Source organism: Streptomyces sp. NPDC051180, assembly GCF_040689545.1.
In the GTDB taxonomy this organism is placed as follows: domain Bacteria; phylum Actinomycetota; class Actinomycetes; order Streptomycetales; family Streptomycetaceae; genus Streptomyces.
On sequence record NZ_JBFBBC010000004.1, the window covers coordinates 211,830 to 237,489 of the forward strand.

Here is a 25,660-nt window from a genome sequence, read left to right on the forward strand (position 1 = left end):
GAACGAGGTCGGGCGGGACCGTGAACGGCCCGCCCAGGGGGGTACGCGCATGACGGAGACGGCACAGGCGGTTCACCGGGAAGCGGATCGGGACTGCCCGGCCTGCGGGGTGCGTCTGACGGACGGCGGGCGCCACGTGACGTGGTGCGCCGCCTGCGACTGGAACGTGGACCCGGAGGAGCAGGACGAGCAGGCACCCGGCCGGATCGAGCGCCTCCGGCGGCGGCTCGCGCGGCGGTACGGGGAGCAGCTCTTCACGGAGCTCTCGGGGGCCGTGGCCTCCCCGGCCGGGGACGGGAGGGGGAACGAGGGGCCGGGTGCGGCGGGTTCGCCGGCGGCGGCCGTGACCTCGCCGCGGAGGCTCGGGGCGGCCGGCGGGCTCGCGGCGGCGCTCGCGGTGATGGTCCACGCCGTCACGGGCGCCCTGCTCACGGGCGGACTGTGGCTGCTGGTGGCGGAGTGGGGGCGTGGCCTCCTGCCCGCGCTCGGCGGTCTGATGATCGGACTCGCCGTCGTGCTGCGGCCCCGGTTCCAGAGGTTGAGCCGGCTGGCGGGCGACCGGCCCGTGCTGCGGCGAACGGACGCGCCGGGGCTGTTCGCCCTGCTCGACGAGATCGCCGGACACGTGGGCACGTCCGGCGTGCGGGCGGTGCTGGTCGGGCCCGAGGTGAACGCCTCGGTGACCGTCTACGGCACCCGGCAGCACCGCGTGCTCTCCCTCGGTCTCGGCCTCTGGCACGTCATGACGCCGCAGGAGCGCATCGCCCTCCTCGGCCACGAGTTCGGCCACTACGCGCACGGGGACACCCGCCACGGCCTCCTCGTCGGCACCGCCCTCGATTCCCTGGAGACCTGGCGGTACACGCTGGCCGCGAAGCGCGCCGACAGCCTCATGGACCACTTCGTCAACCTGATGACCGCTCCGCCCCGCCTGCTCGTCGACGGGGTGCTCGCCGTCCTCGAACACCTCACCCTCCGCGACACCCAGCGCGCCGAGTACCTCGCCGACTCGTCCGCCGCCCTCGTCGGGGGCTCGGCGGCGGCCGCCGGCGTGATGGACCGCCTCCTCGTCGGCGGCGGCGTCGACGGCGAGCTGCGGCGCGAGATCGTCGCGGCGCGGACCCGGATCGGCGGCGCCCGCCGCCGTGAGGAGCCCGCCGCGGGCCTGTGGGAGCGCCTCGCCGCGTTCGGGGCCACGATCCCCCCACAGGAGTACGAGCGCCGGCGCCGCGTCGCGGAGCGCCGCGGACACCAGGTGGACTCCACGCACCCCCCGACCCATCTGCGCCGTCGCCGGCTGGCGGAGGGCGAGCGGACCGAGGCCCTGATCGAGCTCGACCCCGTCAGGTCGGCGCGGATCGAGGCGGAACTCGCCGCCCCCGCACGGCGCGTGGCCGAGGAGCTCGTGCGGGGGTGATCCGGGGCGGTGGGGGGCCGGATCGGGGGTGGGGAGCTGGGCCGCCGTGGAGGGGGTCTGTCACATCCGGGCGGGCGCCCGCGTCAAGCGGGTACGGAACCCACGAGGAGTGAGACGCCATGTCCGACGACACGTTCCTGACCGCCCTGACCGTCCGCTTCGACGCGCACGAGGAACGCCTGCGGGGCGTGGCACTCCGGATGATGGGGTCCGCCGCGGAGGCCGAGGAGATGCTCGCGGTGACGCGCGCCGGGCTCGGCCGGGACGAGGACGCCTCCGTACGCGCCTGGCTGACGGCTCTCGTGGGCCGGACCTGCGTGCGCGGCCTCCAGGAACGGGGAGCGGCCGGCCGGTGGCGCGCCCACGGGGCCGCGGAGGATCCGGAGGACGAGGCGGTCACGGACCCGCACGACGACGGGGGCGCGGAGGCCGCTCCGGAGGTGCCGGCGGCCGCGAGACCGGCCCGGTCCGGAAGTCCCGCGCATGGTGGCGTGCCCGAGGTCGGGGCGGGAGACGACGGGGCCGGTCCTGGGGAGGCTCGGGCGGGGGCCGAGTCCGTGTGGCTCGCGCTGCTCGTGGTCCTGGAGTCGCTGGGGGGCGAGGAGCGGCTGGCGTACGTGCTGCACGACCTGTTCGGGCTCCCGGCGCAGGAGACGGCGCGGATCACCGGGAGTTCGCCCGCCGAGGTGGCGCGGCTCGCACGGCGGGCCCGGGACCGGGTCAGGGGTGTCGGAGCGGTCCGGACCGCGGAGGACCCGGGACGGCAGCGGTTGGTGGTGGACCGGTTCCTGACGGCCGCACGCGCACGTGACGCCCGCGCGCTCGCCGCCGTCCTCGACCCGGACGTCGTGGCGTACTCCGACCGCGGCCCGGTGCACGGCGCCCCGGCCGTCGCCGAGGGGGCGGCCGCCTTCGCGCGGTTCGCCGACGTGTCCCGGCCCGCCCTGGTCGACGGCGCGGTCGGCGCGGTGGCGTTCGTCGGGGGCCGCGCCGTGGCGGCGCTCGTGTTCACCTTCCGGCAGGACCGCATCGCCACCCTCGCGGTGACCTCCGGCGAGGAGCGGGTCCGCGCCCTGGACCTGGCGTTCCCCGACTGGTGAGCCGACCCGCGCGTGCCGGGCGGGATCCGGAGGAGTCGGGGACCAGGGCCGCCGCGTCCGGTCCGGACGGGTTCCGGACGGGACGGGGCGGACCGGTGCGCTACGCCTGGCGTACGGCGCGCAGGACGACGAACTTGCGGTCGCTGGCGACGAGTTCGCTGTTGCCGAAGACGCGCCGGAGGGTGACGTGGTAGCCGAGGTGTCGGTTGCCGATGACCCACAGTTCGCCGCCGGGGCGCAGCGCGCGCCGGGCGTCGGTGAACATCCGGCGGGACGTGCGGTCGGTGGTGGCCTGGTGGGTGTGGAACGGCGGGTTGTTGAGGACGAGGTCGACGGAGCCGGCGGGCAGGTCGGTGAGTCCGTCGCCGACGAGGAACTCGGCCGGACGGTCCTCGCCCAGGTGCGCGCGGAAGTTCTCCCGGGCCGAGGCGACCGCCGGGTACGACTCGTCGGCGAAGACGACCTCGGCCTCGGGTTCGTGGAGGGCGATGGCGAGACCGACGACGCCGTTGCCGCAGCCGAGGTCGGCGACCCGGGCGCGGCCGAGGCCGCCGGGCAGGTTCGCGAGGAAGAAGCGGGTGCCGATGTCGAGGCGGTCGGCGCAGAAGACCCCGGCGTGGTTGGTGACGGTCAGGCCGGGGAGGCCGGGCGCGGGCGTGTCGGCCGGGAGGTCGTACCGGTACGGCCAGGGGTTCGGCCCCGGGGTGAGGTCCGGGTCGACGGTGGTGTGGATGAGCCGGGCCTTCTTCACCGCGAGGGAGGTGCGGGTGGGGCCGAGGATCCGCTCGAAGAGCTTGAGGGTGGAGGTGTGGACGTCCTTGACCATGCCGGTGCCGACGATCACGGTGCCCTCGTGCACGGCGGGCGCGATCCGGTGCAGCTGGTCCTCCAGGAGCCCGAGGCTCTTGGGGACGTGGACGAGGAGGACGTCGACGCGTGCCGGGGGCCGGTCCTGCGTGGTGAGCAGCCGGACCGCCTCCGGGGCGGCGCCGGCGCGCGCGAGGTTGGCCCGGGTGGCCCGGCCCCCGAGGTACGAGTCGGTGATCTGGACGAGTTCGCCGGCTCCGGCCGCCTGCAGCGCGGTGACGAGGGCTCCCCAGCGGTCGCCGATGACGGCGACGGTGCCGGAGAGGTCGGTGCCGGTGTCGGCCAGGTGGCCCAGGAGGTATTCGTCGGCCGCGTCCCAGGCGCGCAGCTGGTCGCGCGGGTCCTCGGGGAAGCGGGTCAGCGTGAAGGCGCCCCATGACGTGCTCAAACGGTTCATCGTGGTCTCAGGCTAGCCGGTCGTCGGCCTCCGCTCCGCTCGGATGCCCCGTCGGTCAGCGCAGGGCGGTGTCGAGGTGGAGGTGCCAGAGGCCGGGGCGGCCCATGAGGGTGACGGTGGAGAGCGGGCGGACGTCGACGTTCCAGTAGGTGGCGGGTGGCGCCTTCAGGGCGTAGACGAGGGCGGCGCGAACGACGGAGGGTTCGGCGACGGCGACGATGGCGCCGTCCTCGGCGGGGCGGGTGTCGAGCCAGTTCCCTATGCGGGTGATGAAGGCGAGGAGGGGCTCGCCGCCGTGCGGGGCGGTGCGGGCGTCCCTGAGCCAGGCGTCGACGGCGGCCGGTTCGAGGGCGGCCACCTCGGCGAGGGTCAGGCCCCGCCAGCGGCCCATGTCGCAGTCGCGCAGGGCCGGCTGGGCGAGGGGCGCGTAGCCGAGGGCGGTGCCGGTGGCGCGGCTGCGCGGGGTCGGGGAGCAGTAGCGGAGTTCGGCCGAGCCGAGCGGGATGAGCGCGGGCGCGGCCTGCTGCACCTCGTACCAGCCGGCCTCGTCGAGCGGCCGGTCGTCGTCGAAGCGTTCGGCGAGCAGGGAGGAGCTGCGTGCCGCCGTGACGAGCGTCACCCGAAGACCCATGGCCGCGATCGTGGGGCCGGTGGCCCCGCAGGTCAAGGGGTCATTTCCCGGGACCCGCGAGGGTGCGGCTCACTGCTGCCCGAGAGCCATCCACTTGTCCGGATTCTGCAGTGGCGTGAATCCGACCTTCTCGTACACGCCGTGCGCGTCGGCGGTGGCGAGCATGATGCGGCGCAGTCCGTGCGGGGCGAGGCGGTCGCGGACGGCGGCGACGAGCGCGGTGCCCAGTCCGGTGCCGCGCGCGGGGCGGTCGACGTAGACGTCGCAGAGCCAGGCGAAGGTGGCGTAGTCGGTGACCACGCGCGCGTAGGCGCTCATCTCGCCGGTCTCCCGGTGGTAGGCCCCGAGGTTGAGGGAGCCCGCGATCGCGCGGTCCTGCTTCTCCCGAGGTCGGCCGAGGGCCCAGTAGGCGTCGGTGGAGAGCCAGTGGTGCACGAGGGCCGGGTCGATCCGGGCGGGGTCGGCTGAGATCTCGTACGCCCCGTGCATGACGGAGCCGGCGGGGGCGGCGGGGGCGGCGCTGTCGTCCATGGCCGCAGGCTGCCAGCACGCCGGTGGACTTGTCAGGTGAATTTGCCCGGGGCCAGGGCCCGTGCGGGGCCGCCCCGCGGCCGCTCCCGCCCCGGCCCCGGAGGTCACCCGGCGAGCTCGTCGACCGCCGTCCGCAGGCGGCGCACCCCCTCGGCGATCTCGGCGGGACCGGCGACACCCGCGAAACTCAGCCGGATGTGCCCGGCGGGGGGTTCGGCGCAGAAGTAGGGGCGCCCGGGGGCGGCGGCGACCCCGGCCCGCAGCGCGGCGGCGACGAGGGACGCCTCGGGGAGGGTGTCGGGGAGGCGGAGCCAGAGCTGGTGGCCGCCCGAGGGCAGGTGGGGCAGGGCCAGGCCGGGGAGGTGCCGGCCGACCGCCGCGGCCATCAGGGTGCGGCGGTCCCTGAGCTCCTGGGAGACGGCGCGCAGATGGCGGTGCCAGGCGGGCGCGCCGACGAGTTCGAGGGCGGCCTCCTGGAGGGGCCGCGCCACGAAGAAGCTGTCGACGACCTGGATGGCGCGGAGGCGCTCCAGGACGGGACCGCGGGCGGCCAGGGCGCCGACGCGCAGGCTGGGCGAGGTGATCTTGGTGAGCGAGCGGACGTGGACGACGACGCCGTCGGGGTCCTCGGCGGCGAGCGGGGCGGGCAGGGGCGGCGCGTCCTCGTGGACGAGCCGCCGGGCGAAGTCGTCCTCGACGACGAAGGCGCCGGCGGCGCGGGCGATGCGGACGACCTCGCGGCCCCGGTCGGGGGAGAGGACCGCTCCGGTGGGGTTCTGGAAGAGCGGCTGGCAGACGAGGACGCGGGCGCCGGTGGCGCGGAAGGCGGCTTCGAGGAGTTCCGGGCGTACGCCGTCGGCGTCGGTGGGCACGGGGACGGGACGGAGTCCGGCGGCGCGGGCGACGGCGATCATGCCCGGGTAGGTGGGCGACTCGACGAGCACGGGGGCGCCGGGCGGGGCGAGGGCGCGCAGGGCGGTGGCGATGGCCGACTGGCCGCCGGCGGTGACGAGCACCTCGGCCGCGGTGACGCCGTCGCCGATCTCGCGGGCGAACCACTCGCGCAGCTCGGGCAGTCCGTCGGTGGGCGGCCTGCCCCAGGCACCTGGGCGGCGCCCGGCCCGGGCGAGGGCGGCGGCCAGGGCCTGCTGGGGCTGGAGGGACGGGTGGAGGTAGCCGCCGTTGAACTCGATCACGCCGGGCGGCGGCGCGGCGAGGGTGACCAGCACGCCGGAGGCGTCCACGGCCCGGGGCACGACCTCCCCGGCGGTGTCGGCGCTGAGTGCCACCTCCTGCCAGGAGGTGTCGCCGGCGACGGGCGTGGCCGTACGGGGCTCGGCGCGGAAGGCTCCGGCACCGGGGCGGGTGACGACGAGTCCTTCCGCGGCGAGCAGGGCGAGGGCCCGGGTGACGGTGACCGGCGAGACCCGGTACCGCTCGACGAGGGCGCGACTCGATGGCAGTTTTCCACCTGGAGAGTAGCGGTTGACTTCTACTCGCAGGGATTTCGCCAGTTCCACCACACTGCTACGCTCGTGCATGAGAACAGAGGATAGCGCTACTACCACCCTGACGATAGCGGTCCCCACCTCCGGCCGGACCGCGAAGACCGCCGTGACCGCGCGGACCACGGGCGCGGGCACCGCGTCGGGCTCCACCCCCTCCGGCGCCTCTCCCGCGGGCGCCCCCGCCGTCGCGGTCGCCGCCGACCCGGCCGGCCGCGGCACCCTGCTCGCCGTGCTCGGCGTGGTGGCGTTCTCGCTCACCTTCCCCTCGACCGTCTGGGGCCTGGAGAGCTTCGGCCCCTGGTCGCTGGTCGCCGTGCGCTCCACCCTCGCCGCCCTCGTCGCGGGCGGGTTCCTCCTCGCCGGCCGGGTGCCGCTGCCGGACCGGCGCCACTGGGCGGGTCTCGCCGTGGTCGCCGGCGGTGTCGTCGTCGGCTTCCCGCTCCTGACGACCCTGGCCCTGCAGACCTCCACCACCTCGCACGCCGCCGTCGTGGTGGGACTGCTGCCGCTCACCACGGCGACCGTCGCCGCGCTGCGCACCGGCCGCCGCCCGTCCCGTACGTTCTGGACCGCCGCCGTCTCCGGCGCGGCGGTGGTGATCGCGTTCACCCTCCAGCAGAGCGGCGGCGCGCTGTCGCGGGGCGACCTGTACCTGTTCGGCGCGCTCCTGGTCTGCGCGGCCGGCTACACCGAGGGAGGACGGCTCGCGCGGCTGATGCCGGGCTGGCAGGTCATCGGCTGGGCCCTGGTGCTCTGCCTGCCGCTGATGGTGCCCGCCTCGGCGGTCGCCCTGGCGCTGGAGCCGGTCCGCCTGACCGCCCACGGCGTCGTCGGGCTGGTGTGGGTCGCCGCCGGCTCCACCTTCTTCGGCCTCTACGTCTGGTACCGCGGCATGGCGTCCATCGGCATCCCCAAGGCGAGCCAGCTCCAGCTCGCCCAGCCGCTCCTCACCCTCTTCTGGTCGGTCTTCCTGCTGGGCGAGACGCTGCCGCTGGCCGCCCCGCTCGCGGCGGTGGGCGTCCTCGTCTGCATCGCGGTGACCCAGCGGGCCAGGAGCTGACGCGACGGATGGGGGTGGCGCGGGCCACAATGGCAGACAGAGACACCGACCCAGGACAGTCGCTGCCGCGAGGAGGTCCCCCCGATGCAGGCGAGCGTGGGCGACACACTGCTGGTGCACGGCCGGACCGTCGGTCACCACGACCGTACGGCCGAGGTCCTTCAGGTACTGGGGGAGAACGGCACTCCCCCGTACCGCGTGAAGTTCGACGACGACGGTCACGAGGCCCTGATGTCCCCGGGCCCCGACACCGTCGTCCGCCACCACCCGGAGGAAGGGGCCCGCTGAGCCCCTACCTCCTCGGCGAACGGACCCGGGTCGGATAGTGATCGTCCACCACGGTGGACATCGCCCCGATCGGGTCCGAGGCGACCTCGGCGGCCGCGAAGAAGCAGTGGCCGCCGACCGACGGGTACCCGGCGGCCAGCGCCAGATGGCGCGAGAGCTCCTCCGGGTCCTGCCAGGCCGCGGGCTGGGCCGGATCGCCCGCCTTGTAGAGCGCCTCGCCGATGTACAGGCCGACGCCGGTCCCCCGTACGACCCGGTCCCACCAGGGCAGCAGCGTGGCGTAGTCGGCGGCGGGCAGCCCGATGTTCCAGTAGAGCTGGGGCACGACGTGGTCCAGCCAGCCCTCCCGGACCCAGGTGCGGGTGTCGGCGTACAGGTCGTCGTACGTCTGGATCCCGGCCCGGGTGTCCGACCCCTCCGGGTCGGTGGCGGCGTTGCGCCAGACCCCGAAGGGGCTCACCCCGAAGGCGACGTCCGGCCTGGCCTCCTTGATGCGGGCGGACATCTCCGAGACCAGCAGGTCGATGTTGTTCCGCCGCCAGGACGCCCGGTCGGGAAACCCGCCGCCGTACCGCGCGTACGCCGTGTCGTCGGCGAACACCTGCCCGGCCACCGGGTACGGGTAGAAGTAGTCGTCCCAGTGCACCGCGTCGACCTCGTACCGGCGCACCGCGTCCAGCATCGCGTTCTGCACGAAGCTCCGGACCTCGGGCAGGCCGGGGTCGTAGTACAGCTTCCCGCCGTAGGGCACGACCCACTCCGGGTGCAGCCGGGCCGGGTGGGAGGGGACGAGCAGCGTGGGGTCCGTGTGGTTCGCCACCCGGTACGGGTTGAACCAGGCGTGCAGCTCCAGGCCCCGCGCGTGGGCCTCGCGCACCGCCGTGCCCAGCGGGTCCCAGCCGGGGTCGCGGCCCTGGACGCCGGTGAGGCACTGCGCCCACGGCTCGTACGGCGAGGGCCAGAGCGCGTCGGCGGTCGGCCGGACCTGCAGGACGACCGTGTTGAGGCGGCGCCGGACCGCGGTGTCGAGGTGGGCGAGCAGCTCGGCGCGCTGCCGGGCCGCGGTCAGCCCCGCGCGCGAGGGCCAGTCGCGGTTGGCGACCGTCGCCAGCCACATCCCGCGGAACTCCGGCCCGCGGCCCGGTCCGCGCCGCCCCACGGGCGACCCGAGCTCCCGGGGCGAGTCCGAGTCCGCCCCCGTCGCGGAGGCGTTCCCAGCCGTCCCGGTCGTCGCGCCGGCCCCCGCCGTCTCTGTCGATGCCGTCACAGCGAGCGCCGCGCCCGAGGCCCCGGCCACGAACCCTCTTCTGCCGATAGGCGGCACTTGTACCCCTCCTCTGTCGGATACGTCACACCCACCCGGACAGCATGCCCGGCCCGGACGATCGATCATCGGTTAATGAGCGGTAACGTCGTGGGGGTCGAGGCGGACGCACCGGAATCACACGGGCCCGCCGCCAGAGAAGAGCGAAAGGCACGAGGTGACGGACTCCATGGCCGACATTGAGCGCGTCGGAGTGGTGGGCTGCGGCCAGATGGGCGCGGGCATCGCAGAGGTGTGTGCCCGGAGCGGGCTCGACGTGAGGGTCGCCGAGACCACCGGCGAGGCGCTGGAGATCGGCCGCACGCGGCTCTTCAACTCGCTGTCGAAGGCCGCCGAGCGCGGCAAGATCAGCGAGGAGGAGCGGGACGCCACGCTCGCGCGCCTCAGCTTCACGACCGACCTGGGCGAGTTCGCCGACCGCGACCTCGTCATCGAGGCCGTCGTGGAGAACGAGCAGGTCAAGACCGAGATCTTCCAGGTGCTCGACCAGGTCATGACCCGGCCCGACGCCATCCTGGCCTCGAACACGTCCTCCATCCCGCTGGTGAAGCTGGCCGTCGCGACCTCGCGTCCCGACCAGGTCATCGGCATCCACTTCTTCAACCCGGCCCCGGTGCAGAAGCTCGTCGAGCTGATCCCCGCCCTCACCACCTCCGAGGGCACGATCAGCCGCGCGCAGGCGTTCGCGGAGAAGGCGCTCGGCAAGCACGCGATCCGCGCGCAGGACCGGTCCGGCTTCGTCGTCAACGCGCTGCTCGTGCCGTACCTCCTCTCCGCGATCCGGATGTTCGAGTCGGGCATCGCGAGCCGCGAGGACATCGACAACGGCATGGAGTTCGGCTGCGCCCACCCGATGGGCCCGCTGAAGCTCTCCGACCTGATCGGCCTGGACACGATCGCCTCGATCGCCGACTCCATGTACGCCGAGTTCAAGGAGCCGCTGTACGCCGCTCCCCCGCTGCTCCAGCGCATGGTGGACGCGGGCCGGCTGGGCCGCAAGACGGGATCGGGCTTCTACCCGTACTCCTGACCCCCTGGACACCGGACGGCCCGTACTCACGCACAGGTACGGGCCGTCCGGCATGTCGCGCCCGGTTTCCCGGAGCCCCGTGGTGCTCAGCCGAGGCGCAGGTGGTGGAGCATCAGCAGCCCGGCGGCCATGTTCGCAGCCGGTATCTCACCCCGGGTGATCATGTCGGGGATCTGTTTCAGCGGGACCCAGGCCCGCTTCGAGGACTCGAACGCGTCCTCGGGCGGACCGGTGTACGTGGCCCGGTCCGCCCAGTAGAGGTGGTGCCGGGCGTCGGACAGGCCGTTGGAGGGCTCGACGGTGAGGAGGTGGCGCAGCGGCCCCGGCCGCCAGCCGGTCTCCTCCTCCATCTCCCGGGCGGCGGCGGTCTCGACGTCCTCGCCGTCCTCGACGACGCCGGCGGCCAGCTCCCAGCCCCAGCTGTCGGTGATGAAGCGGTGGCGCCAGAGCATCAGGACCTCGTCCGCGTCGTTGACGGCCGTCGCGACGGCGACGGGGCGGAGTCGGATCAGATAGTGGTCGAGGTGGCGGCCGTCCGGAAGTTCGACGTCCGCGAGGTTCACCCGGAACCAGCGGTTCTCATAGACCGAGCGTTCGCTCAGTTTCGTCCATTGCACGTTCTTGCCACCTTCCGACTGGTCGGTGCTTGATTGGTGGCAATATCGCAGCAGTTGGCGCCCTACAGGGGAACGCGCAGCGCCCCGTCGATCAGCGCGGCCGCCTCGCGGGCGTCCCGCCCGTCGCTTTCGAGCAGATGCTCCCGGACCTGGCGCAGCCGGTCCCTCAGCCGGCGGGACTCCATCCCCCGCGCCCGCTCCGTCATCTCCACCGCCGTGCGCGCGGCCCCGTCCGCCTCGCCCTGGCGCAGCTCGATCTGGCAGAGCATGGCGAGCCGGTGCACCCGGCCCCGGTCGTGCGAGGGCGTGTCGACCGCCGCCGAGGCGTGCTCGTGCGCCCCCGCGAGGTCGCCGAGACTGAGCAGGGCCTCGGCGACCTGGACGTTGACGAACCCCGGCTGGACGTAACCCGTCTCGGCCGGCTCCTCCCCCGGGCTGATCCGCTCCGCCGCGGACTCGGCCCGCCGGATGCAGGCCAGCGCCGCCGTGGCGTCGCCGAGGTGGGCGTACGCCTTCGCCTGCATCGCCGTCAGGTCCGCGGCGAGCGCGGGGGTGATCTGCCGTCCGGCCGCCCGCAGCGCCGCCTCCGCGAACGCCACCGCCTGCCGGTACTCCGCCATGAACAGCGCCTGGTTGACGAGCAGCGCGATCACATAGGCACCGAGCCCCCGGTCCCCGCTGGCCTTGGCGAGCCGCAGGGCCTGGTGGAAGTAGCGCTGGGCGAGGCCGTGCGCGTCGGCGTCGTAGGCGCAGATTCCGGCCACCGCGACCAGCCCGCCGGTCGCGCGGTGCAACTGCCGGCCGAGGGCGTCGGTGTACGCGCCCCGGAGCAGCGGCGCGGTCTCGTTGGTGAGGAAGCCGACGATCCGGGCCCGGGTCGCGATCCCCCCGGCCCGCCGGTACATCTGCTCGTAGTGCGAACGGGCCGCGCTCAGCACGGAGATGTCGGCCGCCGAGACCGTCGCGCCCCGCCCGGCGCGCGACACGTCCGCGTCCTCCGGAGGGTTCTCCCACTCCCACACCGGCATCACCGCGGGCGTGCCGGTCACCGCCTGCGCGCCGAGCGTGTGGGGCCGCCGCTGCTCGTCGGAGCGCCACAGGGCGGGGGCCCGCTCGACGAAACCGGAGAGGGGCGCGCCGAGGGCTTGCGGCGGCACACCGGGCACACCGAGGCCGATGTCGTCCAGGGTCACCTGCCGGTGCAGCCGGGCGGCGAGCACCTCGCAGATCAGGTCAGGCACCTGGCCGCGCGGCCGCTGGCCCTTCAACCAGCGGGCCACCGCGGTGTGTTCGTAGCGCAGGGTGAGACCCCTGCCCCGACCGGCCCGGTTCACCCGGGCGGCGAGGCCGGCGTGCGAGACGCCCGCCTCGTCGAGCAGGGCGTCGAGCAGGGTGTTGGGCTGCATGGGCCCCTCCGGTGACTCGGTGCACTCACCCTAGGGCCGAGTGGGCCCTCCGGGTGGCCGAATTCATACGGCTCGACTCCGTACGTGTCGACTCCGCACGTCCCGACCACGTACGGGCCGACTTCCGACGTAGCGACGGCGTACGGGCCTGCCCGGCGCGGCGCGTCCTCGGCCCGGCCGGCGGCGCCGTGCGGGATCGTCCGGCGGCTCTCCCCCGCGCCGCACGGCGGCGTCCGGGCCCCATTCGCACGGGGTGTGAACGGAGTACCCGTTCCTCCGGTCCGCGCACGCTGCCGCCCCCGCCCGGCCCCGGGTTGACTGAGCTCCTCGCCGCAAGGCGAAGACCGGGCCGCCGGCTCCCCCTCTGACAGTGCGGCGGCCCGGTCCGCGTCGCCCGCCCCGCCGATCTGCCCGACACTCCGTGGCGGGGCGGGCGTCGCCAGCCCCGCTCCCCCCGCTCACCCGTGGGCGGAGGGGGCGGGCCGGGAGCGGCGCAGCCCGGGTTCGGCGGGCTGCGCCGGTACCCGGACCCGGTCGTTGCGCACCACGAGCAGCGCGACGTCGTCGACGAGCCGGCCGCCCGTGTGGTGCAGCAGCGCCGCGTGGACGCCACGCACCAGGGCGGCGGGAGTCTCGCCCGCCCTCCCGGCCAGGAACGCTTCGAGGGCGAAGAACCGCCCCCGGTGGTCGCGGGCCTCCTCCGCCCCGTCGGTGTGCAGGACGAGGGTCTCGCCGGAGAGCAGCTCGGCCGCCGCGTGCGGCACGAGGTCGGCGGGGAGCGGCAGCACTCCGAGCGGGGGCAGCGGATCGCCGACGGGGAGCCGCTCGACCCGCCCGCCCAGCCGGTACGGGCCCGGGTGACCGCAGTTGAAGACGGAGAGCCGGCCGTCGAAGCCGATCTCCAGGAGCAGCAGCGTCACGAACTCCTCCGCCGCCGGGTGCCGGGGCTCCGTCTCCGCGCGCGCCGGGTGCTCGTCCCTTGCCCGGTCCCGCAGATGCCGTTCGAGCGCCCGCTCCAGGCGTCGCAGCACTCCGCCGAGCTCGGGCTCGTCGTGAGCGGCCTCACGGAAGCTCCCGAGGACGGCCACCACCGCGCCGAGCGCCGCGAGCCCGTGCCCCCGCACGTCCCCGATGACGATCCGCACCCCGTACGGCGTGGCCACCGCCTCGTACAGGTCGCCTCCGACGGTCGCGCCCCGCGTCGCCGACAACTGCCCCGCCGCGAGCGCCAGTCCGTCGAGGCGGGCGGGCGGCGGGCGCAGCAGGACCCGCTGGGTCGCCGCCGCGACGGCCCGCACCCGGGCCAGCTCGCGGACGGGCCCCCGCCGCACCCCCAGGACGAGCCCGACGCCCACGCTCAGGAACACGACGCTCGTGGCGATCCGCATCGGCAGTCCGGGCTCCCCGGCCGGCGGACACCAGAACCGCCACACCACCGCCACCGCACCCCACGCGAGGGGCAGCACGAGCGGGGCCGGCCTGCGGAAGGGGGAGCGAGCCGCGGCCGACGTCCTGGTACGCATCATGCACGGCCCTTCCCGAGCCCCGACAGCGCCCGAAGGCCCCGCGGCCCGACAGGTCCGCCCCTGCGAGCCGCGTCGATTCTGCCGACCGTACGGGTCACGCGGGAACAGCCGTCGGCCATCTCACCCGAAGGAGTGAGCGCCCTCGCCGCGCCTCCCCCCGCCAGGGTTCCGCCACGCGCACAGCAGCACGATCCCCGCTCAGGGGTACGCCGCCGGCGCGCGCGCCGCACCACACACGGCGGAGGGCCGCCCCGGGGATCTCCGGGGCGGCCCTCCTGGGGTCGTGCTCGTGCGTCAGGCGCCGCGGAGGACGGCTCCGGTGCGCGCCGACGCCAGGGCGACGGCCGCGTCGCGGGCCGCGCTGGCCTCGTCGACGGTGAGGGTGCGGTCCGTGGCGCGGAACTTCAGTGCGTACGCCAGGGACTTGTGGCCCTCGCCGAGCTGGTCGCCGGTGTACACGTCGAAGAGCCGGACGGACTCGAGGAGTTCGCCCGCGCCCTCGCGCAGAGCGGCCTCGACGTCGGCGGCCGGGACGTCGCCGGCGACGACGAGGGCGACGTCCTGGGTGGCCACCGGGAAGGAGGAGATGCGGGGAGCCCGCAGGGGGCCCTCGTATCCCTGCTCCAGGAGGTCCAGGTCGATCTCCATCGCGCAGCTGCGGGCCGGAAGGCCGAACGCCTTCACCACCCGCGGGTGGAGCTCGCCGGCGTGGCCGACGAGGACCTTCTCGCCCGCCACCTCGACGTGGAACGCGGCACAGCGGCCCGGGTGCCACGGGGCGTGCCGGTCGGCGCTGATGATCAGCTCCACACCGGCCTCGGCGGCCACGGTGCGGCCTGCCTCGACGGCGTCCGCCCAGTCGGACGGACGGCCCTTGCCCCACCAGCCGGCCTGCTCGCGCGCACCGGCGAGGACGACGGCGACGCGACGGGGCTGCCGGGGCAGCACCGCGTTGACGCCGGCGATCTCCGCGTCGGTGGGACGACGGTCGACGGGCAGGCGGACGGCGACGCCCGGCTCACCCTCGGGCCGGAAGACGAGACCGGTCTCGAAGAGCGCCAGGTCGTGGCTGCCGCGGCTGTCGTTGCGACGGAGCGCGCCGAGCAGGCCCGGGAGCAGCGTCGTACGGAGCGCGGGCTCCTCGTCGGAGAGCGGGTTGACCAGGGTGACGACCCGGCGACGGTCGTCGTCCGCTTCCAGGCCGAGCTGGTCGAGCGCCTGCTCGCCGATGAACGGGTAGTTCAGCGCCTCGACGTATCCGGCGCCGGCCAGGGCGCGGCCCACGCGGCGGTGGGTGCGCTGGCGCTCGGTGAGGCCGCGGCCGGCCGGGGGCTTGGGCAGCGTGGAGGGCAGGTTCTCGTAGCCCTCCAGCCGGATGACCTCCTCGGCGAGGTCGTTCGGCTCGGCCAGGTCGGGGCGCCACGAGGGCACGGTGACGACGAGCTCGTCCTGGCCGTAGACGTCGCAGCCGACCTCCTGGAGGCGGCGGACGACGGTCTCGCGGCCGTAGTCGACGCCCGCGATCCGGTCGGGGTGGTTCGCCGGCATCGCGATCGCGCGCGGCGCGGACGGCGCGCTGATCTCGGTGACGCCGGCCTCGGCGGTGCCGCCCGCGAGCAGTACGAGCAGGTCGACCGTGCGCTGCGCGGCAGCGGCGGCGGCCTGCGGGTCCACGCCCCGCTCGAAGCGCTTGGACGCCTCGGACGAGAGCTTGTGGCGGCGGGCCGTGCGGGCGATCGAGATCGCGTCGAAGTGCGCGGCCTCGATGACGACCTCGGTGGAGCCGGACACGATGCCGGTCTCGGGGTCGGTCACCGGGTCGGCGATCTCCGTGTTGGCACCGCCCATGACGCCCGCGAGGCCGATGGGGCCGCGGTTGTCGGTGATGACCAGGTCCTCGGCGTCGAGCACGCGCACGGTGCCGTCGAGGGTGGTGATCTTCTCGCCGCCCTCGGCGCGGCGGACCCCGATGGGCCCGTCGATCCGGGTGCGGTCGTAGGCGTGCAGCGGCTGGCCGAGCTCCAGCATCACGTAGTTGGTGATGTCGACGGCGAGCGAGATCGGGCGCATGCCCGCCTTCTGCAGGCGGCGGCGGAGCCAGATCGGGCTGCGGGCCTCGGGGTCGAGACCGACGACCGTGCGGGCGGTGAAGCGGTCGCAGCCGATCGGGTCGCCGATCTGGACCGGGTAGCCGTACGAGTTCGGCGCGGGCACGTCCAGGAGCGCCGGGTCGCGCAGCGGCAGGCCGTAGGCGGTGGCGGCCTCGCGGGCGACGCCGCGCAGGGAGAGGCAGTAGCCCCGGTCCGGGGTGACGGCGATGTCGAGGACCTCGTCGAACAGCTCCAGGAGGACGGTGGCGTCGATGCCGATCTCGTGCTCCGGCGGCAGCACGATGATGCCGTGCGTGCCGTCGTCGCCCATGCCGAGCTCGTCGCCGGAGCAGATCATGCCCCGGGAGACGCGGCCGTACGTCTTGCGCTCGGCGATCCGGAAGTCACCGGGGAGCACGGCGCCGGGCAGCGCCACGACGACCTTGTCGCCCTCGGCGAAGTTCCGCGCGCCGCAGATGATCTCCTGGGGCTCGCCGGTGCCGTTGGCCTGGCCGACGTCGACGGTGCAGAAGCGGATGGGCTTCTTGAACTCCGTCAGCTCCTCGATGGTGAGGACCTTGCCGACCACCAGCGGGCCGGTCAGGCCGGCTCCGAGCTGCTCGACGGCCTCGACCTCGAGGCCGGCCGAGATGAGCTTGGCCTGGACGTCGCGGCCGGTCGCCGTGGCCGGCAGGTCGACGTACTCCCGCAGCCAAGAAAGCGGGACCCGCATCAGATCTCCATCCCGAACGGCCGGGTGAACCGGACGTCACCCTCGACCATGTCTCGCATGTCGTCGACGTTGTGGCGGAACATCAGCATCCGCTCGATTCCGAACCCGAAGGCGAAGCCGCTGTACTTCTCGGGGTCCACACCGCAGGCGACGAGCACCTTCGGGTTGACCATGCCGCAGCCGCCGAGCTCGATCCAGCCCTCGCTGCCGCAGGTGCGGCAGGGACGGTCCGGGTTGCCGACGGACTCGCCGCGGCAGACGTAGCAGAGCATGTCCATCTCTGCGGACGGCTCGGTGAAGGGGAAGAAGTTCGGGCGGAGCCGGGTCTTCATGTCCGGGCCGAAGAGCGCCTGGACCATGTGGTCCAGGGTGCCCTTGAGGTCGGCCATGGTGAGGCCCTCGTCGACGGCGAGCAGCTCGATCTGGTGGAAGACCGGGGTGTGCGTGGCGTCGAGCTCGTCGGTCCGGTAGACCCGGCCGGGACACACCACGTAGACCGGGGGCTCCCGGTCGATGAGCGTGCGGGCCTGGACCGGCGAGGTGTGCGTACGGAGCACGACGCCGGACTCGTCGCCCGTGGTGCCCTCGGGGCCCTGGACGAAGAAGGTGTCCTGCATCTGGCGCGCCGGGTGGTCCGGCACGAAGTTCAGGGCGTCGAAGTTGAACCACTCCGCCTCGACCTCGGGGCCCTCGGCGACCTCGTACCCCATGGAGACGAACACGTCGGCGACGCGCTCCATGAGCGTGGTCAGCGGGTGACGGGCACCGGCCGGGACGCGGTCGTACGGCAGGGTGACGTCGACGGCCTCCTCGACGAGGACGCGGGCGTCCCGCTCGGCCTCCAGCTCGGTCTGGCGGGCGGCGAGCGCCTTGGAGACGGCGCCGCGGGCCTGGCCCACGAGCTTTCCGGCGGCGGCCTTGGCCTGCGGCGGCAGGGCGCCGATCTCCCGGTTGGCGAGCGCCAGCGGCGAGGTGCCACCGGTGTGCGCGGTCTTCGCCTGCGCGAGCGCGTCGAGGTCGCCCGCGGCGGCGAAGGCGGCGAGCGCCTCGTCCCGCATGCGCTCGATCTCTTCCGGTTTCAGTGCCTCGACCTCAACCGGGTCGTACGACTTATTGGGTGCGGACATCTCTTCCCGTGCTTCCGTTGGCTGGCTGGGCGGCCCCGCTCGACGTCAAGGGCGCAAACGTGCCAAAGGTCGAGTCTAACGGGGCGGGGGGACGCGAATGAGCCCGTGGGCAGGCCGGGCGGCTCCTGATCTCTTCCGGTCTCGTCAGTTGAGACGTCAGAGGAGATGGGCCGGGGTGCCGACGGGCAGGATAAATCGGAACTCGGCCCCGCCACGGGGGCCCCGTCCGACGGTGATGGTGCCGCCGTGGGCCTCGACGACGCCCTTGACGATGTAGAGGCCGAGTCCGGTGCCGCCACGCTTGCTGCCCCGCCAGAAACGGGTGAAGACGCGGTTCATGGACGCCTCGGGGATGCCGGGGCCCTCGTCGCTCACGGTGACCTCCGTCCCCTCTTCTCCGTCCTCGCCCGCCGTGGCGGGTGCCACCTCGATGGTGACGGTTCCGTCGCCGTGGCGCACCGCATTTTCGAGGAGGTTGCCGAGGATCTGGTCGATCTTGTCGGGGTCGGCCCAGAGCGCGGGCAGCCCGGGCCTGATCCGGACGAAGAAGCGGTCCGGGGGCTGGCCCCCGGTGATGTGGACCTGGACGTGGCGGCCGATCGCGGCGGCGAGGTCGACGGGCTGGCGGCGCACCTCCAGCCGTCCGGAGTCGATCCGGGAGATGTCGAGGAGTTCGGCGATCAGCCGCTTGATGCGGCCGGCGTCGGCGTCGACGGTCTCCAGCATGAGCCGCTTCTGCTCGTCGGTGAACCGCTCCCACTTGTCGAGGAGGGTGGCGGTGAAGCCCTTCACCGAGGTCAGCGGGGACCGCAGTTCGTGGGCGACGGTGGCGATGAGTTCGGCGTGGCTGCGCTCGGTGCGGCGGCGGGCGTCGGTGCCGCGCAGCGAGACGACGACGCGGCGGACCGGCCCGGTGGGGTGGTCGCGGATGTAGCGGGCGGAGACCAGGACCTCGCGGCCGCCGGGGAGGAGCAGGTTCCGTTCGGGCTGGCCGCGGCGGATGGCGAGACCGCCGTACGGGTCGGTGAGCGCCCACCAGCGGCGGCCCTTGAGGTCCTCCAGGGGGAGCGCCTCGTCGAGCGGGAGCCCGAGGGCGCGGCCGCCGGGGACGGCGGTGATGCGGCTCGCGGCGGCGTTGAAGCAGACGACGCGGCCGGTCTCGTCGGCGACGACGAGACCGTCGGGCAGGTCGTCGGGGCCGAGGCCGGCCAGTCCGTCCGCCGCGGCGCCGGACGGCTCCGGGGCGTGCGGCGCGGCGCTCCGTGCCTGTGCGGGACTGTCCGTGCCGACCGTCATCCCCGTACCCCACCCCTCCGTGTAGCGCAGTGGGCCCCCGAGTGCGTCACTCTACTGGGCGAGGGAGGCGGAATGGACCCTTCAGGAGGAGGTTCGGGGGCGCTGGGCACGCGCGGAGGCGTACAGGCAGACCGCGGCGGCGGTGGCGAGGTTGAGGCTCTCGGCCTTGCCGTGGATCGGGACGCGGACGACCGCGTCGGCGAGCGCCCGGGTCTCCTCCGGCAGCCCCCACGCCTCGTTGCCGAAGATCCAGGCGGTGGGGCCGCCCATGGTGCCGGCGTCGAGCTCGTCGTCCAGGTCGTCCTGGCCCGCCCCGTCGGCGGCGAGGATCCGCACGCCCGCGCCCTTCAGCCCGGCGACGGCCTGCTCGACGGGGACGCCGACCGCCACGGGGAGGTGAAAGAGGGAGCCGACGGAGGCCCGCACGGACTTGGGGTTGTAGAGGTCGACGGAGGCGTCGGTGAGGACGACGGCGTCGGCGCCGGCCGCGTCGGCGCAGCGCAGCACGGTGCCGGCGTTCCCCGGGTCGCGGACGTGGGCGAGGACGGCGACCAGCTTGGGCCGGGCCGCGATGATCTCCTCGAAGGGCGAGTCGAGGAAGCGGCAGACGCCGACGAGGCCCTGCGGGGTGACGGTCTGGGAGACCTCGGCGAGGACGGCGTCGGAGGCGTGGTGGACGCGGGCGCCGGCGGCGCGGGCGGCGTCGACGATCGGGGCGTAGCGCTCGGCGGCCTCGACGGTGGTGAAGAGCTCGACGAGGGTGGGCTCTCCGGTGGCGCCCCGGTGCTCGACGGCCTCGCGGACGGCCTGCGGGCCCTCGGCGATGAAGAGGCGGTCCTTGCCCCGGAAGTTGCGCTTGGCGAGTCGCCGGGCGGCGACGACGCGCGGGGAACGCGGGGAGATCAGCTCGGGGGTGACCATGGGGTGCGGCGGTTCTCTCTTCGGGACCGGGGGCTTCGGGGACCGGGTGCGCCGGTTCCCCCAGGGGGTGAAGCACCCGGACCCGCAGGCGCGTGCGCGCCTGCGGGTCCGGGCAGAGGTACTGCGGCCTGGAAGATCAGGCGGCGGCCTTCGGGGCGTTGACGTCGGCCGGCAGAGCCTTCTGCGCGACCTCGACCAGCGCGGCGAACGCGTTGATGTCGTTGACGGCCAGCTCGGCGAGGATCTTGCGGTCCACCTCGATGTTGGCGGCCTTCAGACCCTGGATGAGGCGGTTGTACGTCATGCCGTTCTGGCGGGCAGCGGCGTTGATGCGCTGGATCCACAGCTGACGGAAGTCGCCCTTGCGCTTCTTGCGGTCGTTGTAGTTGTAGACCAGCGAGTGGGTGACCTGCTCCTTGGCCTTGCGGTACAGGCGCGAACGCTGACCGCGGTAGCCGGAGGCCGCCTCGAGAATCGCCCGGCGCTTCTTGTGGGCGTTGACTGCCCGCTTGACGCGTGCCACTTTTAACTCCTTGTAGCGGGGTCGTGGTGGTCCTCACACGACCCGAAAAACGAATGGATCCCGGTCTCTGCCGGATGCCCTCGTCGCCGAGGGCGGGAGATCAACTCAGATGCCCAGCATCTTCTTGATCTTGGCGGCGTCACCCGGGGCCATCTCGGCGTTGCCGGTGAGGCGACGCGTCAGCTTGGACGACTTGTGCTCGAGCAGGTGGCGCTTGCCGGCGCGCTCGCGCAGGATCTTGCCGGAGCCGGTGACCTTGAAGCGCTTCTTGGCACCGGAGTGCGTCTTGTTCTTCGGCATCGCGCCGTATCTCCTCGTCAGTGGCGCTCCCGCCCGGTGCGGACACCGGACAACCGGGAGCGTCAGTTCTTCGTTTGGTGGTTCCGGGCGGGGCCCCGGGCTGCCTGGGTGGCAGCCCGACGGGTCACGCCTCGGGGGTCTCGGCCGGAGCCTCGGCCTCGGCGACCGGAGCCTCCGCTGCCGGAGCCTCCTCGACCGGAGCCTCGGCGGCCGGGGCCGCGGGCGCCTCGTCGGAGGTCGCACCCTGGCGCTCGGCCTTGCGTGCGGCCTGGGCCTCACGCGCCTCGGCCATGGCCTCGGTCTTCTTCTTGTGCGGGCCGAGAACCATGATCATGTTCCGGCCGTCCTGCTTCGGGTTGGACTCGATGAAGCCAAGCTCCTCGACGTCCGACGCCAGCCGCTGAAGCAGCCGGAAACCAAGCTCGGGACGGGACTGCTCACGACCACGGAACATGATCGTGATCTTGACCTTGTCGCCCTGCTTGAGGAACCGGACGACGTGACCCTTCTTGGTGTCGTAGTCGTGCGGGTCGATCTTCGGCCGGAGCTTCATCTCCTTGATGACCGTGTGCGCCTGGTTCTTGCGCGCCTCACGGGCCTTCATGGCCGACTCGTACTTGAACTTCCCGTAGTCCATGAGCTTGCACACGGGCGGACGGGCGTTCGCCGCGACCTCGACCAGGTCAAGGTCGTACTCCTGTGCGAGCTCCAGGGCCTTGGCAAGCGGAACAATCCCGACCTGCTCGCCGCTGGGTCCGACAAGTCGCACCTCGGGAACGCGAATCCTGTCGTTGATGCGGGGCTCGGCGCTGATGGATCCTCCTCGGTAGCACCACGCGACCGCCTGGCGGACGGACGCGCACTGTCTGTTTCTGACCAACCGAGCCGGAACATGAAAAACGCCCCGGACGGGACACAGGCGGGGCTCCACGGAAATACCGGAGCACCGCCGCGGTCAACCGCGGGGCGCACATCGGGCGGCTCCATCGTCCGTACGGAACGATGGGCGCCACCTGACCGGTGACCCGCCACCCGTGAGGGCGGTCAGGTGGGAGTACGGAGCCTCCACTTGTGGGCCGGGCACACAGGTGTCCGGCCGGTCGTTACACAAGGTTAGCAGGACCCGTCCCCATACGCGAATGCGGGCGGGGCGGCGGGGAGGCGCTCCGGGCGGCTTATCGTGTGAGGCATGAGCGAGACGCCCCAGAACGAGTCCGCGGACTCCCCCGAAACCCCCGACTTCGAATCCATGACCCGTGACATCGCGGAGGTCCCGGCGGTCGAGGTGATCGTGACCGTCGCCGTCAACCTGATGAGCGCCGCCGCGGTGAAGCTCGGGCTGACCGAGGAGGGCGACAAGCACAAGGACCTCGACGAGGCGCGCAAGCTGGTGCACGCGCTCGCGGGCCTGCTGGACGCCAGCGCGACGGAGGTCTCCTCCTTCCACGCCGCTCCCCTGCGCGATGGCCTCAAGTCCCTCCAGCTCGCCTTCCGCGAGGCGTCCCTGATCCCGGACGAGCCGGGTCAAGGTCCGGGCGAGAAGTACACCGGACCGGTGTACGGCTAGGACCCGGAAGCTCCCGAGGGGGACTCCCCCTACCGCTTGACGTAGAAGGGCTCGCCCGGAGGGGTGGCCGAGGCCGGCAGCAGTGCCAGGTCGAGGCCCCGCACCAGGCGGGCCCTCAGTGTCTCGTCGGCCGCCAGGGCGCGGGCCACGCGCCCCGCGGTCTCCGCCGGCGAGCCGTCCTCGGCGAGGACCAGCGCGAGGGTGCCGTCGGCGGTGCCGGGGCCGAGGTGGGCCCGCAGCACCGCGGGCTCGGCGGCGACGGCGGCGCGCACCGCCTCGACCACGGCCGGGTCGTCCAGCGGGTCCGCGCTGGAGCGGCCCTCGGCGAGGGCGAGCAGCAGCGGGCCCGTCAGCTGGTACGGCACCGGGCCCGCGAGGTCGAGGACGACCGTGTCCGCCTTCTCGTGGGCGGCCGCCTGGAGCGCCTGGTGGAGCGGGACGGCGACGGGCCGGGCCTCGGGGTCCCACAGGGCGAGCGAGGCGATCGAGGTGAACGCGGGGAGGGCCCGCCGGTCGCCGGCCGTCAGGGTCGGGACCGCCATGTCGCTGGTCTTCTCGCGGCGCAGGCCGTTCTCGTCGGTCTCGACCTCGCCGAGCACGGCGACCACGGGGACGAGCAGCCGGGCGCCCCTGAGGGCGTGGAGGACCGGGCCGTGCGCGGTTCTGTCCTCCGCCCAGGCCGCGAGGGCCGCCGCGAGCCGCGGGTCGGCGGTGCCGTCGTCGTCGGAGAAACCGGGGTCCGGGATGTTCTTGAGCGCCACGCGTCGAGCCTAACCGGCCGGCCGGGGCGCGCGGGCCGCTGGGTCCTCGGGCCGCCGGCGGCGTTCCGCGGGTGCGGCCCGGGCCTCAGAAGGTGCGGCGGGCGCGGCGGAGGACGACCGCGGTCAGCAGGAGCAGGGCGCCGAGGCCGCCGGCGGCGGGGGCGAGCAGCCCGAAGGAGCGGGTCTCCTCCTGGGCGGACACCGGACCGGGACCGAAGTGGCGGCCCCGGTAGCCGGCGACGGCGTTCTTGGGGTCGCCTGCCTTGAGCCGTGCGCCCGCGTCGATCGCGGCGGCCGGGTCGACCGTCCCGTACCCCTTGGCGTCGCTGCGGCCGCCCTTCGGCCGGCTGCGGGCGGTGTCGATGAGGAGGCGCTTGATCTGGGCGGGGGTGAGGTCGGGGTGCGCGGACCGGACGAGGGCGACGGCGCCGGAGACGAACGCGGCGGCGGCGCTGGTCCCCCAGCCCTCGTAGTAGCGGCGGTCGGGGTCCGCGATGACGATGTCGACGCCGGGGGCGCTGACGGTGGCGTACCAGCGGCGGGTGGAGAAGGAGGCGTGGGTGCCGAAGCGGTCGACGGCGGTGACCGCGATGACGCCGGGGTAGGCGGCGGGGTACGAGACGTGGTCGCCCTTCTCCCCGCCGTTGCCGGCGGAGGCGACGACGGAGACGCCCTTGGCCAGGGCGTACTGCACCGCCGCGTCCTCGCCCGCGTCGGGGTGGGCCGACTTGGAGTCGTCGCCGAGGGAGAGGTTGATGACGTCGGCGCCGTGGTCGGCGGCCCAGCGGATGCCCTCGGCGAGGGCGGTGCCGCGGCTCTTGCGGGCCTTGTCACGGGCCTTGTCGGTGCTTTCGAGGATGACCCGCACGGGCAGGATCCTCACGTCGGGCGCGATCCCGAGCACGCCGTCCCCGCCGTCGGGGCCGTGGCCGTGCCCGGCGATGATGCCGGCCATGGCCGTGCCGTGCCGGGCCCAGGCGCGGTCGCCCCGGGAGGCGCCGAAGCCGATGAGGTCGTGGCCGGGCAGGACGGAGCCCTCCAGGTCCGGGTGGCCGGCGTCGACTCCCGTGTCGAGGACGGCGACGGTGATCCCCTCGCCCTTGGTGGTCCGCCACGCCTCGGCCGTGTGGAGGGCCTCCGGGCCCCACTGGCGGGCCCGGATGGTGTCGGCGTACGCGGGGGCGGTCGTCGCGGGCAGCACGGCGATGCCGGCGGCGAGCAGGGCGGCCGCCGCGCCGCGCGTCCGGCGGCGGGAGGGTGGGGTCACCGGTCGTTCTCCTTCGCCGCCGTGACGGCGCTCGTGCGCAGCAGCGACGCGAACCGCTTCGCGATCCCCCTGGCCTCGTGCCCGAGGCCGGACTGGGCGACGGCGTCGGTGCGGCCGGGGCCCACGGCCTGGTCGGCCGGGAGGGGGGTCTCGACGGTCCGGCCGTCGGCGAAGCCGGAGACCGCGGTGACGACGACCGGCAGGTCGGCGGGGGCGGTCAGGAACCAGCTCGCGCGCTGGGCGGCGCCGAACCGGGCCGCGACGGTCCCGGGTCCGGACAGCGCCGGCGGCACGTCCTGCCCGCCGAGGCGGCCGGCGACGTCGCGGCCGAGCCGGCCCTGCGCGGTCACGTCGGCCCGGGTGAAGACGAGGCCGACCGTGAGGACACTGCTGGAGGTCGCGTCGGTGTACGTGGCGCGCAGGACGCGCTCGCACCCGAGCGGCTTCACCGCGGCCAGCAGGCCCTTGCCGAGCGCGGCGGGCGAGCAGGCCGCGTCCGGCGCGACGACCACCCTGGTCCAGGTGCGCGCCGCCGTGCCGGGACCGGCTCCCGGCCCCGCGACGGTGCGCGGGAACAGCGTGTCCACCGGCGCGTTGTGCCAGAGCTCCTTCGCCTCCGCGTACCCGACGGGTTCGACGGGCGCTCCGGGCTCCGTCGCCGCCAGCCACACCCCGGCCAGCGCGCCGCCGATGAGCCCCGTCCCCAGCACGGCGCACGCCGCGACCGCCACCGTCCGGCCGGTCCTGCGCTCCCGCACCGGCCGCAGCCGTGTCGTCGTCTCCACCGGCGCCTCGGGCGGCAGCGCCCCGGGCACGCCGAGGCCGTAGGTCCGCGCGGGTCCGGAGACCTCCGGGCGGAGGGGTACGGACGCGGGCCGCGGCGGTATGACGGGTGCCGGCCCCGCCGGTGCGGACACGGGCCGGGGCGGTGCGGCGGGGCGGGGGACGGTCGCGGCGGGCGCGTCCCCGGCAGGACCGGAACCGGGCGCGCGGCGCGGGTCGGGGTCCGTGGCGCGGATCGCGCGCAGGCGGGTGGTCGTCTCCACAGTGGGCGGAAGGGGCGCGGGAGCCGGGGCGGGCCGGGCGGGGACCCGGCCGGCCGGAGAGCCTGCCGCGGGGGCCGTCGTGCGACCGGCGGGTGCAGTGGGGCCGGTCGGCGGGGCCGGGAGCGGGGCGGGTGTCCGGACGGGGGCCGCGGGCGCTGCCGGGATCGGGGCGGCGGTCGCGGCGGGGGCGGTGGTCGCGGCCGGAAGCGGAGCGGGGGCCGGAGCGGGGTTCGGGGCCGGGGCGGCGCCGGGAGGGGGACCGCCGGGGAGGAGCGCGTCGGTGATGCGGGACGAGGCGGGGCGGTGCTCGGCGGTCATGCCCGTCCC

24 protein-coding genes are annotated in these 25,660 nt (G+C 74.5%); 6 read left to right on the forward strand and 18 right to left on the reverse strand.

Annotation, left to right across the window (positions count from 1 at the left end):
• Positions 1–49: 49 nt before the first annotated feature.
• On the forward strand, positions 50–1,417 hold the full coding sequence (locus AB0424_RS10050; protein ID WP_366303716.1) for a M48 family metallopeptidase: 1,368 nt from the start codon (positions 50–52) through the stop codon (positions 1,415–1,417).
• 119 nt (positions 1,418–1,536) lie between these two features.
• The gene (locus AB0424_RS10055) at positions 1,537–2,517 is read left to right on the forward strand and encodes a sigma factor-like helix-turn-helix DNA-binding protein (protein ID WP_366303718.1); all 981 of its coding nucleotides are present in this window, start codon (positions 1,537–1,539) and stop codon (positions 2,515–2,517) included.
• A 100-nt stretch (positions 2,518–2,617) separates the two neighbouring features.
• Here the strand turns inward: AB0424_RS10055 and AB0424_RS10060 are convergent, their stop codons facing one another.
• From AB0424_RS10060 to AB0424_RS10075, 4 genes are all read right to left on the reverse strand, one after another.
• Positions 2,618–3,781, reverse strand: coding sequence for a methyltransferase (locus tag AB0424_RS10060; RefSeq protein ID WP_366303719.1), 1,164 nt, complete (start codon positions 3,779–3,781; stop codon positions 2,618–2,620).
• 55 nt (positions 3,782–3,836) lie between these two features.
• Positions 3,837–4,412 carry a histidine phosphatase family protein gene (locus AB0424_RS10065; protein WP_366303721.1) on the reverse strand — a complete coding sequence of 192 codons (576 nt, stop codon included), beginning with the start codon at positions 4,410–4,412 and terminating at the stop codon, positions 3,837–3,839.
• Between the two features lie 69 nt (positions 4,413–4,481).
• Entirely contained in the window at positions 4,482–4,943 is a 462-nt protein-coding gene (locus tag AB0424_RS10070; RefSeq protein WP_366303723.1) for a GNAT family N-acetyltransferase, read from the reverse strand.
• Between the two features lie 104 nt (positions 4,944–5,047).
• On the reverse strand, positions 5,048–6,484 hold the full coding sequence (locus AB0424_RS10075; RefSeq protein ID WP_366303725.1) for a PLP-dependent aminotransferase family protein: 1,437 nt from the start codon (positions 6,482–6,484) through the stop codon (positions 5,048–5,050).
• Between AB0424_RS10075 and AB0424_RS10080 the strand changes: the two genes are divergently transcribed.
• Positions 6,483–7,511 carry a DMT family transporter gene (locus AB0424_RS10080; RefSeq protein WP_366303726.1) on the forward strand — a complete coding sequence of 343 codons (1,029 nt, stop codon included), beginning with the start codon at positions 6,483–6,485 and terminating at the stop codon, positions 7,509–7,511. The genes AB0424_RS10075 and AB0424_RS10080 overlap by 2 nt on opposite strands.
• Positions 7,512–7,595: 84 nt before the next feature.
• Complete coding sequence (locus AB0424_RS10085; RefSeq protein ID WP_366303728.1) at positions 7,596–7,799, forward strand: DUF1918 domain-containing protein; 204 nt, start codon at positions 7,596–7,598, stop codon at positions 7,797–7,799.
• 4 nt (positions 7,800–7,803) lie between these two features.
• Here AB0424_RS10085 and AB0424_RS10090 read toward each other — a convergent pair whose 3' ends face one another.
• Positions 7,804–9,096, reverse strand: coding sequence for a family 10 glycosylhydrolase (locus tag AB0424_RS10090; RefSeq protein WP_366303730.1), 1,293 nt, complete (start codon positions 9,094–9,096; stop codon positions 7,804–7,806).
• 196 nt (positions 9,097–9,292) lie between these two features.
• Between AB0424_RS10090 and AB0424_RS10095 the strand changes: the two genes are divergently transcribed.
• The gene (locus AB0424_RS10095; protein ID WP_366303731.1) at positions 9,293–10,153 is read left to right on the forward strand and encodes a 3-hydroxybutyryl-CoA dehydrogenase; all 861 of its coding nucleotides are present in this window, start codon (positions 9,293–9,295) and stop codon (positions 10,151–10,153) included.
• Between the two features lie 86 nt (positions 10,154–10,239).
• Here the strand turns inward: AB0424_RS10095 and AB0424_RS10100 are convergent, their stop codons facing one another.
• From AB0424_RS10100 to infC, 10 genes are all read right to left on the reverse strand, one after another.
• Complete coding sequence (locus tag AB0424_RS10100; RefSeq protein WP_366303733.1) at positions 10,240–10,770, reverse strand: NUDIX hydrolase; 531 nt, start codon at positions 10,768–10,770, stop codon at positions 10,240–10,242.
• Between the two features lie 62 nt (positions 10,771–10,832).
• Entirely contained in the window at positions 10,833–12,176 is a 1,344-nt protein-coding gene (locus AB0424_RS10105) for a transcriptional regulator (RefSeq protein WP_366303735.1), read from the reverse strand.
• Positions 12,177–12,634: 458 nt separating this feature from the next.
• Positions 12,635–13,702 (reverse strand): PP2C family protein-serine/threonine phosphatase, encoded by a 1,068-nt coding sequence (locus AB0424_RS10110; RefSeq protein ID WP_366303737.1) that lies wholly within the window; start codon positions 13,700–13,702, stop codon positions 12,635–12,637.
• A 294-nt stretch (positions 13,703–13,996) separates the two neighbouring features.
• Positions 13,997–16,525 (reverse strand): phenylalanine--tRNA ligase subunit beta, encoded by a 2,529-nt coding sequence (gene pheT, locus AB0424_RS10115; protein ID WP_366303739.1) that lies wholly within the window; start codon positions 16,523–16,525, stop codon positions 13,997–13,999.
• A complete protein-coding gene (gene pheS, locus AB0424_RS10120) occupies positions 16,525–17,652 on the reverse strand; it encodes a phenylalanine--tRNA ligase subunit alpha (RefSeq protein ID WP_366303740.1) in 1,128 nt (375 codons plus the stop codon). The genes pheT and pheS overlap by 1 nt, the downstream gene beginning before the upstream one ends.
• 156 nt (positions 17,653–17,808) lie before the next feature.
• Positions 17,809–18,948 carry an ATP-binding protein gene (locus AB0424_RS10125; protein WP_366303742.1) on the reverse strand — a complete coding sequence of 380 codons (1,140 nt, stop codon included), beginning with the start codon at positions 18,946–18,948 and terminating at the stop codon, positions 17,809–17,811.
• Between the two features lie 81 nt (positions 18,949–19,029).
• Positions 19,030–19,869: an RNA methyltransferase gene (locus tag AB0424_RS10130; protein ID WP_366303744.1), complete on the reverse strand. Its 840-nt coding sequence runs from the start codon at positions 19,867–19,869 to the stop codon at positions 19,030–19,032.
• 136 nt (positions 19,870–20,005) lie between these two features.
• On the reverse strand, positions 20,006–20,392 hold the full coding sequence (gene rplT, locus AB0424_RS10135) for a 50S ribosomal protein L20 (RefSeq protein ID WP_017241732.1): 387 nt from the start codon (positions 20,390–20,392) through the stop codon (positions 20,006–20,008).
• 105 nt (positions 20,393–20,497) lie between these two features.
• Positions 20,498–20,692, reverse strand: a complete 195-nt coding sequence (gene rpmI, locus AB0424_RS10140) for a 50S ribosomal protein L35 (protein ID WP_015032399.1) — start codon at positions 20,690–20,692, stop codon at positions 20,498–20,500.
• A gap of 124 nt (positions 20,693–20,816) precedes the next feature.
• Positions 20,817–21,572: a translation initiation factor IF-3 gene (gene infC / locus AB0424_RS10145; RefSeq protein ID WP_366303746.1), complete on the reverse strand. Its 756-nt coding sequence runs from the start codon at positions 21,570–21,572 to the stop codon at positions 20,817–20,819.
• Between the two features lie 309 nt (positions 21,573–21,881).
• On the opposite strand from infC, the gene AB0424_RS10150 reads away from it, so the two are divergent.
• The gene (locus tag AB0424_RS10150) at positions 21,882–22,259 is read left to right on the forward strand and encodes a DUF1844 domain-containing protein (protein ID WP_366303748.1); all 378 of its coding nucleotides are present in this window, start codon (positions 21,882–21,884) and stop codon (positions 22,257–22,259) included.
• Between the two features lie 29 nt (positions 22,260–22,288).
• Here the strand turns inward: AB0424_RS10150 and AB0424_RS10155 are convergent, their stop codons facing one another.
• The 3 genes from AB0424_RS10155 to AB0424_RS10165 form a co-directional block, all read right to left on the reverse strand.
• Positions 22,289–23,020 carry an SseB family protein gene (locus AB0424_RS10155; RefSeq protein ID WP_366303750.1) on the reverse strand — a complete coding sequence of 244 codons (732 nt, stop codon included), beginning with the start codon at positions 23,018–23,020 and terminating at the stop codon, positions 22,289–22,291.
• A gap of 85 nt (positions 23,021–23,105) precedes the next feature.
• The gene (mycP, locus tag AB0424_RS10160) at positions 23,106–24,287 is read right to left on the reverse strand and encodes a type VII secretion-associated serine protease mycosin (protein ID WP_366303752.1); all 1,182 of its coding nucleotides are present in this window, start codon (positions 24,285–24,287) and stop codon (positions 23,106–23,108) included.
• Positions 24,284–25,651 carry a hypothetical protein gene (locus tag AB0424_RS10165; protein ID WP_366303754.1) on the reverse strand — a complete coding sequence of 456 codons (1,368 nt, stop codon included), beginning with the start codon at positions 25,649–25,651 and terminating at the stop codon, positions 24,284–24,286. The genes mycP and AB0424_RS10165 overlap by 4 nt, the downstream gene beginning before the upstream one ends.
• Positions 25,652–25,660: the final 9 nt, after the last annotated feature.